This is a genomic window from Plantibacter sp. H53, from assembly GCF_001650455.1.
Taxonomy (GTDB): Bacteria; Actinomycetota; Actinomycetes; order Actinomycetales; family Microbacteriaceae; genus Plantibacter; species Plantibacter flavus_A.
Window position 1 is genome coordinate 223253 of record NZ_LWCT01000013.1, and the last position, 15702, is coordinate 238954.

Consider the following 15702-nt stretch of genomic DNA (forward strand, 5'->3'; position numbering starts at 1 on the left):
GCCCGCTCCACAGCCGCTGCTCGCGCGGGCTTCGCGCCCGGTCGGACCGTCCCGTCAGCCGGTCACGGCCGCTGGGTGCTCCACTGGAGCCATGAGCTCTTCGGACGTGACGCCCTCCGCGACCAACTCGCACCGGCCCGCGACGACGTCGGCCCGCCTCCGTGCCCCCAGCCCACCGGCAGAGCCGCCCAACGGGTCGCTCCCGATCCTCGCAAGTCTCGCCCCGGTCGTCGGGTCGGTCGCCCTGTTCGCGATCACCGGCTCACCCGTGACCCTCGTCTTCGCCGCGCTCGGGCCCCTCATCGCCGTCGCCGGTTACATCGACGCACGCTGGACCAGACGGCGGCGCGGACGACGGGCGCGTGCGGCGTACGACGCTGCGACGCAGGAGCTGGAACAGGACGTCGCGCGAGCGCATGCCGAGGAACGCGAGGAACTGCGAGCACTCCACCCTGCCGGTCGGCTCCTCGACGTCCTCGACGGACCTGATCGCGCCAGGTGGCGGGTACCGGAGGCCCGCCGCACGCTCGTCTGCATCGGGCGAGGGGAGACGAAGAGTGCCGTCCGGGTGGATGCCGGGGCCGACGACGACCAGTGGGCGTGGGCGGCACGGCTGTCCGAGGCGCCGGTCGTGGTCGACGCGGTCGAGGGGATCGGCATCGTCGGTGGCAAGGTGTTCGCGCGCGCGGTGGCCCGCAGCATCCTCCTGCAGCTCGCCCGACAGTTCCCGCCGCAGGCAGCGCAGTTCTCCGGGGACCCCGCGGCTCCCGACGACCGCACCTGGGCGTTCCTGGAGGACCTCCCGCACCGCGCGGTCTCGGACCCGGTGGAGCCGGTGCGCGACGGGGGCGCGGCGGACCCGACGACCCTCGTCTCGGTCGTCGAGCGTTGGGAAGCGGTCGGGGCCGCCGCGGGGCGCTCGGGAGGACGCCCACCGACCGGCGGTGTGCTCGTCGCCCTGTCCGACACCGTCGAGCTCATCCCCACCCGCTGCCGACACCTGCTCGTGCTCGGCGCCGACGGGCAGACCGTCCTCGCCGACGGGACCGGCGCCTCCTCGTCCGTGTCGGTGTCGCCGACCCTGCTCGCGGAAGCCGAGGCGGAGCACGTCGTCGGGGCGCTCACCGCAGCCGCACTCACGACGGGGGAGTCCCCGGCCCTCTCGAGTCTGCCGACCGACGTCGCCTTCGCGCAGGTGCATCCGGTGCGGGGCCGTCGCCCGCCGGCGGGATCCGACTGGCGGCCGGATGCGCTCCGGGTCGCCGTCGGCACCGGCGTCGAGGGCGTGCAGCTGCTGGACCTCGGGGCGGACGGGCCCCATGCGCTGGTCGGCGGCACGACCGGGAGCGGGAAGAGCGAGCTGCTCATCACCTGGATCACGGCTCTCGCCGCGCAGTGCTCGCCGCAGGAGCTCTCCCTGCTCCTCGTCGACTGCAAGGGCGGCGCCTCCTTCCAAGCGGTGGAAGCCCTGCCGCACGTGGTCGGGATGGTGACCGACCTCGAACCGGGAGCGGCGGACCGGGTCGTGTCGAGTCTGCGCGCCGAGCTCCGCCACCGCGAGCGTGTGCTCGCCGGACACGGGGCTCGGCATCTGCTCGACCCCGTGCTTCTGCCGGAGCATCGCCCGGCACGGCTCGTCGTCGTCGTCGACGAGTTCCAGGCGCTGCTCGACGCCAGCCCGCACCTCCATCAGGTGTTCGCAGACCTCGCGGCCCGCGGGAGATCGCTCGGCCTGCACCTGATCCTCTGCAGTCAGCGTCCGGCGGCGGTCGCCGCCGATGCCATCCTCGCGAACTGCACGCTCCGTCTCTCGCTCCGGGTCACCTCGCGCCCCGACAGCGCCGCGATCCTCGGTGTGCCCGATGCAGCTGCGATCCCGGCCGGAACACCGGGCCGCTGCATCGTCTGGAACGGCGACCGACGACTCGTGTTCCAATCCGCGGTCACGTCGTCCGACGACGTCCTCGCGGTGCGTGAGCGGTGGCGCGACGCGCCTGCACCTCGGCGACCATGGCTCGACCCCCTGCCGGCACGCCTGGCCTTGGATGCCGTCTCGGCGATCGAGGCGGGACGTGCCGGAGGCTCGGAGAGCACCGGTGTCGACTGTCCTCCCGGGGAGGGCATCGTGTTCGGCCTCGCGGACCTCCCCGAGGAGCAGGCGCAACGCCCCGCGGTGTGGTGTCCGGAGCACGACGGCTCGCTGCTGGTGCTCGGCACCGGACGTTCCGGTCGAACGACCCTGCTGGACACGCTCGAGGTCGGCGCGTGCGATCGCTTCCGCGTGGAGCGCGTCGGCCAGGATGCCGAGCAGGCCTGGGACACCGTCATGGCGCTGTCGGATCCGCTCCGCCCGACCGAGCGCACCCTCCTTCTCGTCGACGACGTGGAGTCGCTCCTCGCCACCGCCGGGGACGAGCACGGCGCCGCCCTCCGCGACGCACTGCTGGGCCTGCTTCGAGACGGCGGCCGCCGCGGTATCAGCGTCGTCCTCGCCGCCTCCCGGCTCGGCGGTGTGGTCCACCGGTTCTCGGCTCAGCTGAGCAGCACGCTCGTCCTCCGCCTCGCCGATCGGCAGGATCATCTCGTCGCCGGCGCACCCGCCTCCTGCTTCGATCCACGCCGACCCGCCGGCCGCGCGCACTGGCAGGACGCGGAAGTGCAGATCGCGCTCGCTCCACCGTCTCCGGCGTCTCCGTCCTCGGCGCCCGGGGTCCACCGCTGGCGGCCGAGCCCGGCACGCGCGACCGTCATCGTCACGCGCGCGACCGGTGCGGTCCGGGCGATGCTGCAGCGGTCGACCGGTACGGAGCAACGCGTGCGGCTCATCGAACCGGCGGCGCACCTGTTCCCGTCTGCACCGCTCGCGGGCGTCGCGGGCATCGAGAGCGACGTCCTGGAGGACGACGCCGCGATCGTCGTCCTCGTCGACCCCGAGACGTGGCTGTCGGGCCGGTTGGTCGTCGGGCGAGACCTTCCGCCGAGCACCGCCGGTGCTGACCTGGTGGTCCACGGCTGCTCCGCCGCCGACTTCCGACAGGTGACCAGGAGCCGTGAACTCCCACCGCTCCTCGGCTACGCGAGCGGCCGTGCCTGGTGGTGGCGAGTCGGACAGGAGGCGATGCGTGTGGACCTGCTCGGTTCCTGACCCGAAGGCACCGAGGCTGTCGGCCGGGTGGTCAGACCGCGGTGACGGCGATCCGCCCGACGACGGCGGCTCCACCGTGGATGGCCAGGTCGAGTTCCGGTTCGAGGGCGTCGACGGCGGCCGCATCGAGCGCTCCGACCGAGACGAGCAGCCGGAGGGCGACGATCGTCGAGGCCCGGAGCGAGCCGTCGAGGACCTTCAGCGCGACGGTCGCGCCGCCGGGTGCCGACATGACCATCACGCCTTCCGCCCCGAGCTTCGCGAACAGGCCGAGGCGCTCGATGACGAGCGTGTTCGCCCGCCCCGGTCCGTCGAGTGCCCAGCCGTTGGCGAGCACCGCCGCTGTGAGCAGGCCGGCATTCCGGTACAGGGCGAACGGCGAGGTGGGGGAGGAGTTGACGACGCGTCCGATGCCGCGTGCGAGTCCGGTCAGGGAGATCGCGTAGACCGGCGCCCCGCAGCCGTCGACCCCGCTGGCGGCGGGCTTCTCGCCGGTGAAGCGCTCGACGGTGTCGCGGACGGCGAGCTGCAACGGGTGGTCGGGCTCGAGGTACGTCGCCTGGTCCCACCCGTTCTGCGCGCAGGCGAGCAGCATGGCCGCGTGCTTCCCGGAGCAGTTCATGTACAGGGGGCTCGTGCCGAGGCCGTCCCGGACCAGCTCGTCGCGGGATACGCGATCACCGGGCCAATCGGCCGGGCACTGCAACGCCGAGTCTTCTATCCGGGCCCGGCCGAGCATGCTGCGGACGACCTGGACGTGCTTCCGGGTCCCCGCATGGCTCGCGGTGGCGAGCACTGCCTGAGCGCCCTCGAGGGACACCCCGGCGTTCATGATCGTGATGGCCTGGAAGGGCTTGAGGCACGAACGGGGGAAGACGGGTGCGTCCGGTGCTCCGAGACTCGCGAGCACTTCGCCCTCCGGCCCGAGGACGATCGCCGACCCGGCGTGTCGTGACTCGATGAAGCCGCTGCGCTCGACGACGGCCAACTCCACCGCGTCCGAGACACCGAAGGTCTGGGGGACCGCCGTGCTCACAGTGCTGCGAGCGCCTGATCGATGACCGTCATCGCGTCGGCGATGAGCTCGTCGGAGACCGCGAGGCTCGGGAGGAAGCGGAGGACGTTGCCGTAGGTGCCGGCGGTGAGGACGAGCACGCCCTGCTGCGCGGCGGCTGCGGCGATGGCGCTGACGGCGGCCGGGTTGGGCTCCTTCGTCGTCGAGGCGGTACCCGGCTGGACGAGTTCCATCGCGATCATCGCACCGATGCCGCGGACGTCGCCGATGATGTCGTACTTGCCCTGGAGTTCGAGCAGCGCCGCCGTCAGGGTGGCGCCGATGCGATCCGCTTCGGCCAGCAGGCCACGGGACTCGATCGACTCGAAGACCGCGACCGACGCGGCACACGCGACGGGGTTGCCACCGAAGGTGCCGCCGAGGCCGCCGGGCTGGCTCGCGTCCATGATCTCGGCACGCCCCGTGACCGCAGCGAGCGGCAGACCGCCGGCGATGCCCTTCGCGCTCAGCACGAGGTCGGGGACGAGGCCGAAGTGCGAGCTCGCGAAGTACTCGCCGGTGCGCGCCATGCCGCTCTGGATCTCGTCGGCGATGAACACGACGCCGTTGGCCGTGCACCACTCCTGGAGCGCGGGGAGGTAGCCCTCCGCGGGGACGACGAAGCCGCCCTCGCCCTGGATCGGCTCGACCACGAGGCACGCGAGGTCGGTGGCGCCGATGCGCTTCTCGAGGTAGGCGATGGTGCGGGCAGCAGCCGCCGCTCCGGACAGGCCGTCGTGGTAGGGGTAGGAGTTGGGGGCGTGGTAGACGTCGCCGGCGAACGGGCCGTAGCCGGTCGCGTACGGGGCGGCCTTGTAGTTCATCGCCATGGTCAGGTTGGTGCGACCGTGGTAGCCGTGGTCGAGCACCGCGACAGCCCGCCGACCGGTGTACTTGCGGGCGATCTTCACGCCGTTCTCGACCGCCTCGGCGCCCGAGTTCACGAGCACCGACTTCTTCGCGAAGTCGCCCGGGGTGTGCTCGGCGAGGAGCTCCGCGACGCGCACGTACTCCTCGTAGGGGGTGATCGTGAACAGGGTGTGCAGGACGTCGGCCGCCTGGTCCTGGACGGCGTCGACCACGGAGGACTCCGTGTGGCCGATGGTGGTGACGCCGATGCCGGCACCGAGGTCGATGAACTGGTTGCCGTCGACGTCGACGACGATGGCGCCGTGCGCGCGCTCGATGTACACCGGGAGGACACTCGACACGCCATCGGACACGACTGCGGTCCGGCGGGCGTGCAGCGCCTGTGAGCGCGGGCCCGGGACGGCCGTCACGATGCGACGCTCCTGCGTCACGCTGGGGGCGGAGGCGGTCGTCTGGTCCGTGGTGTCGAGCGTGTCAGTCATAGTCCTCCAGCGTAGCGCGACCTCCCGACAGCGGGGCCGCGAACGCGGGCCGCGGTGGAGAGGCCAGTGGGATACTGGTGGCATGATCACGGGCCACCACGACTACACCATCGGCGTCCGCTGGGACGGAGACCTCGGGACGGGCACGAGCGGGTACCGGGACTACTCCCGGGAGCTCACGGTGACGGCCGCCGGGAAGCACGACCTCGAGGGCTCGGCCGACAAACCGTTCCGCGGCGACGCAGGTCGGTGGAACCCTGAGGAGCTGCTCCTGGCGGCCCTCGCGCAGTGCCATCTCCTGTCGTACCTGCACGTCGCCGTGACCCTCGGTGTCGTGGTGACGGCCTACACGGACGACGCCGTCGGGACCATGGTCGAGGACGGCGCGGGGAGCGGTGCGTTCACGGAGGTGGTCCTGCGTCCGCAGGTCACGGTCGCCGATGCATCGATGGTCGAGGCGGCGCGAGCCGGGCACGCCCGCGCGAACGAGCTGTGCTTCATCGCCAATTCGGTGAACTTCCCGGTCCGTCATGAGCCGATGATCGTGGTCGCGGCGACCGCCTGAGGAACGGGACGATGCCGCGGCTCAGAGCCGCTCGGGGCGGAGGGCGCGCTTGATGCGCTCGACGGTGTCGGCGGGCGGCGACTCGTTGTAGGCGTTCGCGAGCTCCTGGCCGGTGAGGGCGTGGATCGCCGCCATGATCTCGTCCGTCGCCTTGCGTCTGGCGCGTCCTGAGGTCGCCGGTCCATGGTGGCTCACGTCGATGGGTTCACCGAAGATCACCGTGACCGGTTTGAACTTCGGGATCGTCGTGCCCACCGGCATGAGGTCGTCGGTGCCGATGAGCCCCACCGGGACGACCCTCGCACCCGTGGTGAGTGCCAGCCAGGCGACACCGGTCCTGCCGCGGTACAACCGTCCGTCGAGCGACCGGGTGCCCTCGGGGTAGATGGCGAAGGCCTCCCCGCTCTCGAGGATCCGGCGTCCCTGGTCGAGGGCTTCCTGCGCTGCCTGCCCGACACCACGTTCGACCCCGACAGCGCCGATCGAGGTGAAGAACGTGCGCGAGACCCAGCCCTTCAGGCCGCGTCCGGTGAAGTAGTCGGACTTCGCCAGGAACTGCACCCGGCGTGGGGCGCTGATGGGGATCGCGATACTGTCGATGAAGGAGAGGTGGTTGCTCGCCAGGATGACCGGCCCACGCTTCGGGACGTTCTTCCGGCCGATGATCTTGGGGCGGTAGAGCAGCTTCGCCGTCGTGTTCAGGACGGCTCGTCCGAAGTAGTAGACGACACCGGGTTTCGAGGGCGTGGCCACCGTGTCGGCCGTCGTCGGCTCGACGGTGGCCTGGTCGGAAGGTTCCTGGGCGCGTCGCTGCGTCTGCTCCTCATCGGCCATGCGCACGACTGTACCCGCCGACGCATGCGCGACCCGGCATACTGACGCGCGCCGGTGCACCGAGGATGTTCGGCGCGCTGTCAGCCAGCATGGAGCCTGGTGGGTGAGACTGGACCGACCCCTCAGCAACGACCGAAAGTTCCCCTGTGCGCAAGAGCCTCTGCCTTCTGGCCGTCATCGCGTCCCTCGTGTCGCTGACCGCGTGCAGTTCGGCGACGTCGCAGTCGCAAGCGCTGGCCAGCCCGGGGGAGTGCGCCGATACGAGCGCAGGCAAGGCGTCCAAGGCGATCAACGTGAGCGGTGACTTCGGCTCGATCCCCGAGGTCACCTTCGCCAAGGGCACGCTCTCCGCAGAGACCACAGAACGCACGATCGTGGCGAAGGGCGACGGCGAGCGGATCGATCCCGGCGACACGACGTTCGTCGAGATGTCCATCTACAACGCCGTGACCGGTTCGATCGTCGCGCAGACCGCCTACGGCGCCAGCCCTGCCACGGCGATCGTCGTCAATGATCAGAAGTACCTGAAGGGCCTCGTGCGAGCCGTCGAGTGCACGACGGTCGGATCCCGTGTCGCGGCCTTCGTGACCGCGGGCGACGGGTTCGGTTCCGCGGGGTCGAGCGACGGCACGGTCCAGGCCGACCAGCCGCTCGTCGTCGTGGCCGACGTCCTCAGCACGGTGCACAGCGACGCCAAGGCGGACGGCGTCCCGCAGGAGCCCGTCGCCGGGATGCCGGCGGTCGAGCTCGACACCGCCGGACGACCCACGGTCACCATCCCCGAGGAACCCGCTCCGGCCGATCTCCAGGTCGCGGTGCTCAAGCAGGGCGACGGCGCGGTGGTGCAGCCCGACGCCGAGGTCATCATCAACTACCAGGGTGTGAACTGGCGGACCGGCGAGGTCTTCGACGAGAGTTGGGGCAACGGGCCGACCAACTTCCAGCTGTCCGCCGTGGTGAAGGGCTTCTCGAGCGCCATCGCCGGCCAGCACATCGGTTCGCAGGTCATCGCCGTCATCCCGCCCGACCTCGGGTACGGACCGAGTGGCGGCAACAGCCAGGCGGGTATCGAGGCCGACGACACCATCGTGTTCGTCATCGATATCCTCGATGCGAGCAGCACCACGGCTCCCGCCGCGGGCTGAGCGGCCGACTCGGTCGCCGACGTAGACTGACCGCCGTGAGACGCGTCATCATCCTCGGATCAACCGGCTCGATCGGCACGCAGGCACTCGACGTCATCCGGGGTGACCGCGACCGCTTCGAGGTCGTCGGCCTGACGGCCGGCTCGAACGCAGAGCTCCTCGCAGAGCAGGCCGCCGCCTTCCACGTCGACGACACGGCCCTGGGCGCGGCCGACGCCGAGCGGCTCATCCGCAGTGTCGACGCCGATGTGGTGCTGAACGGCATCACGGGCTCCATCGGGCTCGGCCCGACCCTCGCGGCGCTCGAGACGGGCCGGACGCTCGCGCTCGCGAACAAGGAGTCGCTCATCGTCGGTGGAGACCTCGTGCGGCGGATCGCGGCACCCGGCCAGATCGTGCCCGTCGACTCCGAGCATTCCGCGATCGCCCAGGCCCTCCGTTCCGGCACCGCGACCGAGGTGCGGCGGCTCGTCCTGACCGCCTCGGGAGGACCGTTCCGCGGACGGGACCGCGCATCGCTCGTCGGCGTCACGCCGGCTGAGGCGCTCGCCCACCCCACCTGGGACATGGGTCTCGTCGTCACGACGAACTCGGCGACCCTCGTCAACAAGGGGCTCGAGATGATCGAGGCGCACCTGCTGTTCGACGTCCCGTACGACCGCATAGAGGTGACGGTCCACCCGCAGTCGATCGTCCACTCGATGGTCGAGTTCATCGACGGTTCCACCATCGCCCAGGCCTCGCCGCCCGACATGCGGCTCCCCATCTCCCTCGGGCTCGACTGGCCCAACCGGGTCGGAGGTGTCGGCGTCCCGCTCGATTGGACCTCGCCCCAGCAGTGGACGTTCGAGCCCCTCGATCACGAGGCCTTCCCCGCCGTGCGACTGGCCAAACTCGTGGGTGGACAGGGTCGCACCTATCCGGCCGTGTTCAACGCCGCGAACGAGGAGGCCGTTGCAGCCTTCCACGCGGGTCGGCTGGGATACCTCGGCATCCTCGACACCGTCAGCGCGGTCGTGGACGACCACGAGGCACCCGAGGGCGAGCTCACCCGGGAGGCGCTCGCGGAGGCGGAGCGCTGGGCGAGGGCTCGCGCGCAGCAGCGCATCGGTTGACCTGCCCGTTCATCGTCGGAAGCTTCCGAGCGGCCGTACAGCCGGCGTGCAGCCGGTGACCCGACCGCGCGAGTAGGGTTACGCCGTGGAATCCGTCCTCCTCTACCTCCTCGGCATCGTGATCGTGCTCGTGGGCCTCATCGTGTCCATCGGGCTGCACGAGGTCGGTCACCTCGTGCCCGCGAAGCTGTTCGGCGTGCGGGTCACCCAGTACATGATCGGCTTCGGTCGCACCATCTGGTCGCGCCGCAAGGGGGAGACCGAGTACGGCGTCAAGATGATCCCGCTCGGCGGCTACATCTCGATGATCGGCATGTTCCCGCCCAAGCAGCCCGGCGGTGCCGCCCGGAACGCCAGCACCGGCTTCTTCGACACGCTGGTCCAGGACGCGCGTGAGGCGAGTGCCGACACGATCGGCGCCGGCGACGAGGAGCGCACCTTCTACCGGCTGCCCGTCTGGAAACGGATCGTCGTCATGCTCGGCGGCCCGTTCATGAACCTCGTCCTCGCCGTCCTGTTCATCGGTATCGCCGTGTCGGGGTTCGGTGTCCCCCAGCAGAGCAGCACGCTGACCTCGGTGTACGAGTGCGTGTTGCCGTCCACGAGCGACCGCCAGAGCTGTGCAGCGGGGGATCCGCAGGGTCCGGCGGCCGCCGCAGGGCTGAAGCCGGGCGACACGATCCTCTCGATCGACGGCACCCCGATCTCCACCTTCGCCGAGATCTCCGCGGCCGTGCAGGATTCGCCGGGCAAGCCGTTGGCCCTCGAGGTCGCCCGCGGTGAGCAGCGACTCGACCTCACCCTGACGCCGTTGCTGCTCGAGCGGGACGTCGTCGACGCCCAGACCGGCAAGATCGTGACGAACGCCGACGGCTCGGCGAAGACCCACGAGGTCGGTTTCGTCGGCATCACCCCGCAGCAGCAGATGGTGGCGCAGCCCGTCACCACGATCCTGCCGACCGTCGGCGACACGATCGCCCGGACCGCCAACATCATCCTGAACCTGCCCCAGCGACTCATCGACGTCGGGCAGGCAGCATTCGGATCCGGTGAGCGCGACCCCAACGGGCCGATGAGCGTCGTGGGCGTCGGACGGGTCGTCGGCGAGGTGGTCAGCCTCGACGAGATCCCCGTCGCGTCGAAGGCGGCGACCGTGTTCGGCATCCTCGGGTCGCTCAACGTCGCGCTCTTCGTCTTCAACCTCATCCCTCTGCTGCCCCTCGACGGCGGGCACGTCGCAGCAGCGCTCTGGGAGGCGATCCGTCGCCGCTTCGCGAAGATCTTCGGACGTCGCGATCCGGGACCGGTGGACGCGGCGAAACTCATCCCGCTCACTTTCGGCGTCGTGATCGTCCTCGGCGGCATGAGCGCGCTCCTCGTGTACGCCGACATCGTCAAGCCGGTCAACCTCTTCGGCTAGCCGTCGCCAGGGGCCGCTCGTCGCCGGCACGACCCTCCCGCTGCGTGCTGGTACTCCCCGGGGAGTACCAGCGTGGCTCCGATCGGCCGATTCGGTGGGCCCACGTCGCGAGTAGCATGCAGGAATGTCAACGCGAGAAGCGGGTCCGGCGCCCTGGATGGTGCACGACGAGCGGCGACCCGACCGCGCTGCGTGGCGTCTCTGGGCGCCGGTCGTCGTGTCCCTCCTGGTGCAGGTGCCGGCGACCGCCGTCGTCGCCTTCCACGGCGCCTTCGGACCAGGTGCCGGCGGTTCGGAGTGGTCTCGGGCTTCGGCCGTCCTGCTGGCCCTCGCCGGAGCGCTCTGCCTGCTCGCAGCGCGGCGGGCGCCCGGCCCGTCGGTCGCAGCCGTCGCTGTCCTGTCGAGCGCTTCCATGCTCGCCGGTCCGAGCTGGGGTCCTCCTGCCGTCGCCCTGGCCTTCGCAGCCGGTTCAGGCGTCGCCCGTGGCGCTCGCGGCTGGACGTACTCCTCGCTGGTGCTCGGGTGGGTGCTCTCCTTGACCGGTGCACGCACGCTCGGCTCGGAGCTGTCGGGTTTCCGCGTCGTGACCACGACGGTCCTCGTCATCGTCGCGCTCCTCGTCGCGGAGGGTCTCCGCAGTCGACGCGAGCAGCTCGACGAGTACCGGAGGCGTCAGGGGGAGCGACGAGCGTCCGCGGCGCAAGAGGAGCGCGTGCGCATCGCACGAGAGCTGCACGACGTCGTCGCGCATTCCCTCGCGCAGATCACGGTCCAGGCGGGGATGGGACTCCACCTCATGGACACCCAGCCCGAACGCGCACGCGAAGCGCTGACGAACATCAAGGACGCCAGTAAGACGTCCTTGGACGAGGTGCGTGGACTCCTCGACGTCCTCCGCAGCGGCGACACCGCTTCGGACCCGGCGACCGGCGCGCCGAGGCGACCCGGCCCGGATCTCGAGGCACTGCCCGTCCTCGTCCAGTCCCTCCGAGACCAGGGCGTCGATGCGGTGCTTGCGCTGCGCCTCGTCTCCACGCCCGGCGCGGCCGTGCAGCAGGCGCTGTACCGGATCGCGCAGGAGAGCGTCACGAACGTCCTCCGGCACGCGCAGGCCGGACGGGTGTCCGTCGAGCTCGTCGAGGTCGACGGCACCTACCGCCTGCTCGTGGAGGACGACGGAGTCGGTGCCCCACCCGGGCCCGCGGAGCACGGCAACGGCCTCCTCGGCATGACCGAGCGCGCCGAGCTCCTCGGTGGCACCCTCGAGACCGGGCGGAGTCCGCTCGGCGGCTTCCGTGTCGCGGCCCGGGTGCCGGTCCGAGGCGTCGCGTGATCCGCGTGGTCGTCGCCGACGACCAGGCACTCATCCGTGGAGGGTTCCGCGCCCTCCTCGACGCGGAGCCCGACATCGCGGTCGTGGGTGAGGCGGCCGGTGGCGACGAGGCGCTCGTGGTCGTCCGTCGGGAGCGGCCGGACGTGGTCCTCATGGACATCAGGATGCCCGGAGGCGACGGCCTGGCCGCCACCGAGGCCATCGTCGCTGATCCGACGCTCGAGGCCACCCGCATCATCGTCGTCACCACCTTCGAACTCGACGAGTACGTCGCGCAGGCGATCCGGGCAGGTGCGAGCGGCTTCCTCGTGAAGGACACCGAGCCGGCCGAGCTCATCCGGGCCGTCCGTGTGGTCGCGTCGGGTGACGCCCTGCTGTCGCCCGGGGTCACGAGGCGCCTGCTCACCCAGGTCGCCGGAGCGATCGCCGCGCCGCTCGACGACGCCGTGATCGCCGGGCTCACCGAGCGCGAACGCGAGGTGCTGGGTCTCGTCGGACGCGGACTCACCAACGAGGAGATCGGAGGGGCGTTGTTCCTCAGCCCGCTCACGGCGAAGACCCACGTGTCGCGCATCATGTCGAAGCTCGCGGCGCGCGACCGGGTCCAACTCGTCGTCATCGCCTACGAGACGGGGCTCGTCAGTCCCGGCGTCTGAGCGCCGGGTGGTCGTACTCCCGGGGGAGTCCGGTGATCCGTCCCATCGTCGGATGCCCTCGGCCGCCATCCGGAGGAGGCTCGGGGTCGTGATGCGGACGACGGTGGTCGTCCGCCCGACGAACGGAGTCCTCCATGTCCACCTCCCTGATCGTGCTCGCTGTGACCGCCATGCATCCCGGCGGTCCCGGGCCGGGCTTCCACCTCCTCTGGCTGCTGCTCATCCCCGCGTTCTGGATCGCCGTGATCGTCCTCGTCGTCGCGCTGGTCGGTCGGCGGTGGCGTCGCCGAGCCTGGTCCGGGGCGTCCCCGGACGGCCACCAGGGCCCGCCGTGGGCCTGGCATCAGGACGGGTCCCGGAGCGCCGAGCAGACGCTCGCCGAGCGCTTCGCCCAGGGCGACATCGACGAGGTCGAGTACCGGGAACGGCTCGGCGTCCTGCGTGCGAATCGCGAGGCACCACCCGCCCGTTGACCGTGGATCGCGACGTCCCAGCAGGCATTCAGCTCACGGGGAGCCTGCGGGGCGTCGCGCGCGTAAGCTGAGGCTCGTGGTAGCTATCAATCTGGGTCTTCCGTCGGTTCCCGAGACGCTGAGCCCGCGGCGCAAGTCGCGACAGATCAAGGTCGGCAAGGTGCTCGTCGGCGGCGACGCCCCGGTGAGCGTCCAGTCGATGACGACGACCCAGACGACCAACATCAACGCGACCCTCCAGCAGATCGCCGAGCTCACGGCCTCCGGCTGCGACATCGTCCGCGTGGCCGTCCCGACCCGCGACGACGCCGAGGTGCTGCCGATCATCGCGAAGAAGAGTCAGATCCCGGTGATCGCCGACATCCACTTCCAGCCCGCCTACGTCTACGCCGCGATCGACGCGGGGTGCGCGGCCGTCCGGGTCAATCCCGGCAACATCCGGAAGTTCGACGACCAGGTCGGCGAGATCGCCCGGCGCGCGAAAGCCGCCGGCGTCTCCCTCCGCATCGGCGTCAACGCCGGGTCCCTCGACCCGCGGTTGCTGCAGAAGTACGGCAAGGCGACCCCCGAAGCGCTCGTCGAGAGCGCCGTCTGGGAGGCGAGCCTCTTCGAGGAGCACGACTTCCACGACTTCAAGATCTCCGTCAAGCACAACGACCCGGTCGTCATGGTGAAGGCCTACCGGCTGCTCGCCGAGCGCGGCGACTGGCCCCTGCACCTCGGCGTGACGGAGGCAGGTCCTTCCTTCCAGGGAACCATCAAGAGCGCGACCGCGTTCGGCATCCTGCTCTCCGAGGGCATCGGCGACACCATCCGTGTCTCGCTCTCCGCGCCGCCGGCGGAGGAGATCAAGGTCGGGCTGCAGATCCTGCAGTCGCTGAACCTCCGCGAGCGCAAGCTCGAGATCGTCTCCTGCCCGAGCTGCGGGCGCGCCCAGGTCGACGTCTACAAGCTCGCGAACGACGTGACCGACGGCCTCGAGGGGATGAGCGTCCCCCTGCGGGTCGCCGTCATGGGCTGCGTCGTGAACGGCCCCGGAGAGGCTCGTGAGGCCGACCTCGGCGTCGCGAGCGGCAACGGCAAGGGCCAGATCTTCGTCAAGGGCGAGGTCATCAAGACGGTGCCGGAGTCGGAGATCGTCGCGACGCTCATCCAGGAGGCCAACCGTCTGGCCGCCGAGATGCCCGCGGACGACACCTCCACGGGCGCACCGGTGGTGACGGTCGGCTCCAACTGAGCCGGATCACCGCCCGACCAGTCTCCGGTCGAGCGGTGATCCCGTCAGCGGGCTGTGCGGTGACGAGCTCCGTGCGGAGCGCGCACCGGCGTCTCCGTCTCGATCGGTGCGAGCCGACGGGAGGCGATCGGTTGCCGCTCGGCAGGCTGGACGCCCCGAGCGCGACGGACCAGACGGCGAGCGATCTGCAGTGGCCGCCCGATGACGAAGGCGACCGTGCCCAGCGCGCTCGTGTCGGCCCGCCCGAACGCCCGACGACGCTCCCAACCGGTGCGGAGCATGCCGCCGCGACTCTGTCGTGCGCGGGGACGGACCGGCAGGGTCCCGAGGTCGCGCGCGGCGAACGCCTCCTCCGACCGCTGGATCCAGTCGTCCTCCGGGGCGGGGTGGAAGTAGTTCTGCTGCAGCCAATCCGGGTTCGGGTACCGGAAGCGGGCGGCCATGAGGTCGTCTTTGGAGGCGAGCAGCCCGCTGCCCTCGAAGACGGTGTTGATGAGCGCCGGGTCCACACCGAAGTCATCGAGCAGGATGACCGGCACCCCGGCGGCGATGGCCTCGATCGCAGCCGTGGAACTCACGGTGACGAGCCCGGCCGCGTGGCCGAGGTGGACCGCCATCGAACCGGTGGCGACCCGGAGGTTGTCGGGTGTCGGCCCGGTGAGGAGGGTGTCGAAGGGGTAGTGCTCGTGATGGGTCTGCGGGTCGCCGGCGAGGCCGCGCACCTTGATCACGACGTCGAGGTCGCGGTGCCGGATCGCGAGGGTCCGCAGCCAGGAGAGGATCCGGAGCCGGTCGCCGCGGTCGGCCGGGACGGTGGCCTGGGCGGCGAAGACGACCCGGGTACGCGGGGCGGGCTCGGCCGGTGGCTCGGTCGCCGGGTCCGTCAGGAACGGCAGGGTCGCGAGCGCGAACGCCGGCTCGACCCCGTGCATCAGCGCGAGTTCACGGTAGGCGGCGACTTCGCGGTGGCTGTGCAGGACGAAGACGTCTGCCTGCGCACGGAGGAAGATCCCCTTCCACTTCGCCGGGATGGAGATGCCGGGGAGACCGGTGAGGAGGACCGGGCGGGTGGCGCGGCCGAGCGCGAGGAGTTCCGAGATGACGACCTCGGCGACCGGCCCCCGCGTGGAGACGAACACGCCGTCCGGCTGCTCGGTCCGGATGAGGTCGACGAGTCGTCGGAGCGACAGGCGACGGACGGTCCGACCCTCGAACGCCGTGTGGAGCAGGGCGATGTCCACCTGCCGGTCCGTGGCGGACACGTCGCTCTCGATGAGGACGAGGTCGACGTCCCAGCCGGTCGCGCGGGAGAGGGTGGCGGCGCCCCACTTCACGAAGGAGTCGGAGTCCACCACCCCGATCACCCGACGGCG

13 protein-coding genes are annotated in these 15702 nt (G+C 71.0%); 9 read left to right on the plus strand and 4 right to left on the minus strand.

Annotated elements, in window-relative coordinates:
• Positions 1-91: 91 nt before the first annotated feature.
• Positions 92-3145, plus strand: a complete 3054-nt coding sequence (locus A4X17_RS09080; RefSeq protein ID WP_064295328.1) for an FtsK/SpoIIIE domain-containing protein — start codon at positions 92-94, stop codon at positions 3143-3145.
• 31 nt (positions 3146-3176) lie between these two features.
• Here A4X17_RS09080 and A4X17_RS09085 read toward each other — a convergent pair whose 3' ends face one another.
• Both A4X17_RS09085 and gabT read right to left on the minus strand, forming a co-directional pair.
• Positions 3177-4181, minus strand: a complete 1005-nt coding sequence (locus A4X17_RS09085; protein WP_064295329.1) for an asparaginase — start codon at positions 4179-4181, stop codon at positions 3177-3179.
• On the minus strand, positions 4178-5551 hold the full coding sequence (gene gabT, locus A4X17_RS09090; RefSeq protein ID WP_064295330.1) for a 4-aminobutyrate--2-oxoglutarate transaminase: 1374 nt from the start codon (positions 5549-5551) through the stop codon (positions 4178-4180). Before gabT ends, A4X17_RS09085 begins: the two co-directional genes overlap by 4 nt.
• A gap of 85 nt (positions 5552-5636) precedes the next feature.
• Here gabT and A4X17_RS09095 point away from each other — a divergent pair, with 85 nt between their 5' ends.
• A complete protein-coding gene (locus tag A4X17_RS09095) occupies positions 5637-6116 on the plus strand; it encodes an OsmC family protein (protein ID WP_064295377.1) in 480 nt (159 codons plus the stop codon).
• 21 nt (positions 6117-6137) lie between these two features.
• Here the strand turns inward: A4X17_RS09095 and A4X17_RS09100 are convergent, their stop codons facing one another.
• The gene (locus tag A4X17_RS09100; RefSeq protein WP_082916044.1) at positions 6138-6950 is read right to left on the minus strand and encodes a 1-acyl-sn-glycerol-3-phosphate acyltransferase; all 813 of its coding nucleotides are present in this window, start codon (positions 6948-6950) and stop codon (positions 6138-6140) included.
• A 146-nt stretch (positions 6951-7096) separates the two neighbouring features.
• Between A4X17_RS09100 and A4X17_RS09105 the strand changes: the two genes are divergently transcribed.
• The 7 genes from A4X17_RS09105 to ispG all read left to right on the plus strand — a co-directional run bounded on the left by A4X17_RS09105 (position 7097) and on the right by ispG (position 14329).
• On the plus strand, positions 7097-8095 hold the full coding sequence (locus A4X17_RS09105) for an FKBP-type peptidyl-prolyl cis-trans isomerase (protein WP_064295331.1): 999 nt from the start codon (positions 7097-7099) through the stop codon (positions 8093-8095).
• 35 nt (positions 8096-8130) lie between these two features.
• Entirely contained in the window at positions 8131-9210 is a 1080-nt protein-coding gene (locus A4X17_RS09110; RefSeq protein WP_064295332.1) for a 1-deoxy-D-xylulose-5-phosphate reductoisomerase, read from the plus strand.
• An 85-nt stretch (positions 9211-9295) separates the two neighbouring features.
• A complete protein-coding gene (locus A4X17_RS09115) occupies positions 9296-10630 on the plus strand; it encodes an RIP metalloprotease (RefSeq protein WP_064295333.1) in 1335 nt (444 codons plus the stop codon).
• A 124-nt stretch (positions 10631-10754) separates the two neighbouring features.
• Positions 10755-11963 carry a sensor histidine kinase gene (locus tag A4X17_RS09120; RefSeq protein WP_082916045.1) on the plus strand — a complete coding sequence of 403 codons (1209 nt, stop codon included), beginning with the start codon at positions 10755-10757 and terminating at the stop codon, positions 11961-11963.
• Positions 11960-12619: a response regulator transcription factor gene (locus tag A4X17_RS09125; RefSeq protein WP_064295335.1), complete on the plus strand. Its 660-nt coding sequence runs from the start codon at positions 11960-11962 to the stop codon at positions 12617-12619. Before A4X17_RS09120 ends, A4X17_RS09125 begins: the two co-directional genes overlap by 4 nt.
• Before the next feature lie 134 nt (positions 12620-12753).
• Positions 12754-13092 carry a hypothetical protein gene (locus tag A4X17_RS09130; RefSeq protein ID WP_064295336.1) on the plus strand — a complete coding sequence of 113 codons (339 nt, stop codon included), beginning with the start codon at positions 12754-12756 and terminating at the stop codon, positions 13090-13092.
• A gap of 76 nt (positions 13093-13168) precedes the next feature.
• Positions 13169-14329: a flavodoxin-dependent (E)-4-hydroxy-3-methylbut-2-enyl-diphosphate synthase gene (gene ispG / locus A4X17_RS09135; protein ID WP_064295337.1), complete on the plus strand. Its 1161-nt coding sequence runs from the start codon at positions 13169-13171 to the stop codon at positions 14327-14329.
• Between the two features lie 44 nt (positions 14330-14373).
• On the opposite strand, the gene A4X17_RS09140 is transcribed toward ispG, so the two are convergent.
• Positions 14374-15681, minus strand: a complete 1308-nt coding sequence (locus tag A4X17_RS09140; protein WP_197479045.1) for a DUF6716 putative glycosyltransferase — start codon at positions 15679-15681, stop codon at positions 14374-14376.
• Between the last annotated feature and the right edge of the window lie 21 nt (positions 15682-15702).

Bases quoted from the DNA above. Each gene is read 5' to 3' on its own strand.
- A4X17_RS09080 (WP_064295328.1), top strand. From the start codon at position 92: ATGAGCTCTTCGGACGTGACGCCCTCCGCGACCAACTCGCACCGGCCC.
- gabT (WP_064295330.1), bottom strand. From the start codon at position 5,551: ATGACTGACACGCTCGACACCACGGACCAGACGACCGCCTCCGCCCCC.
- A4X17_RS09100 (WP_082916044.1), bottom strand. From the start codon at position 6,950: ATGGCCGATGAGGAGCAGACGCAGCGACGCGCCCAGGAACCTTCCGAC.
- A4X17_RS09120 (WP_082916045.1), top strand. From the start codon at position 10,755: ATGTCAACGCGAGAAGCGGGTCCGGCGCCCTGGATGGTGCACGACGAG.
- A4X17_RS09130 (WP_064295336.1), top strand. From the start codon at position 12,754: ATGTCCACCTCCCTGATCGTGCTCGCTGTGACCGCCATGCATCCCGGC.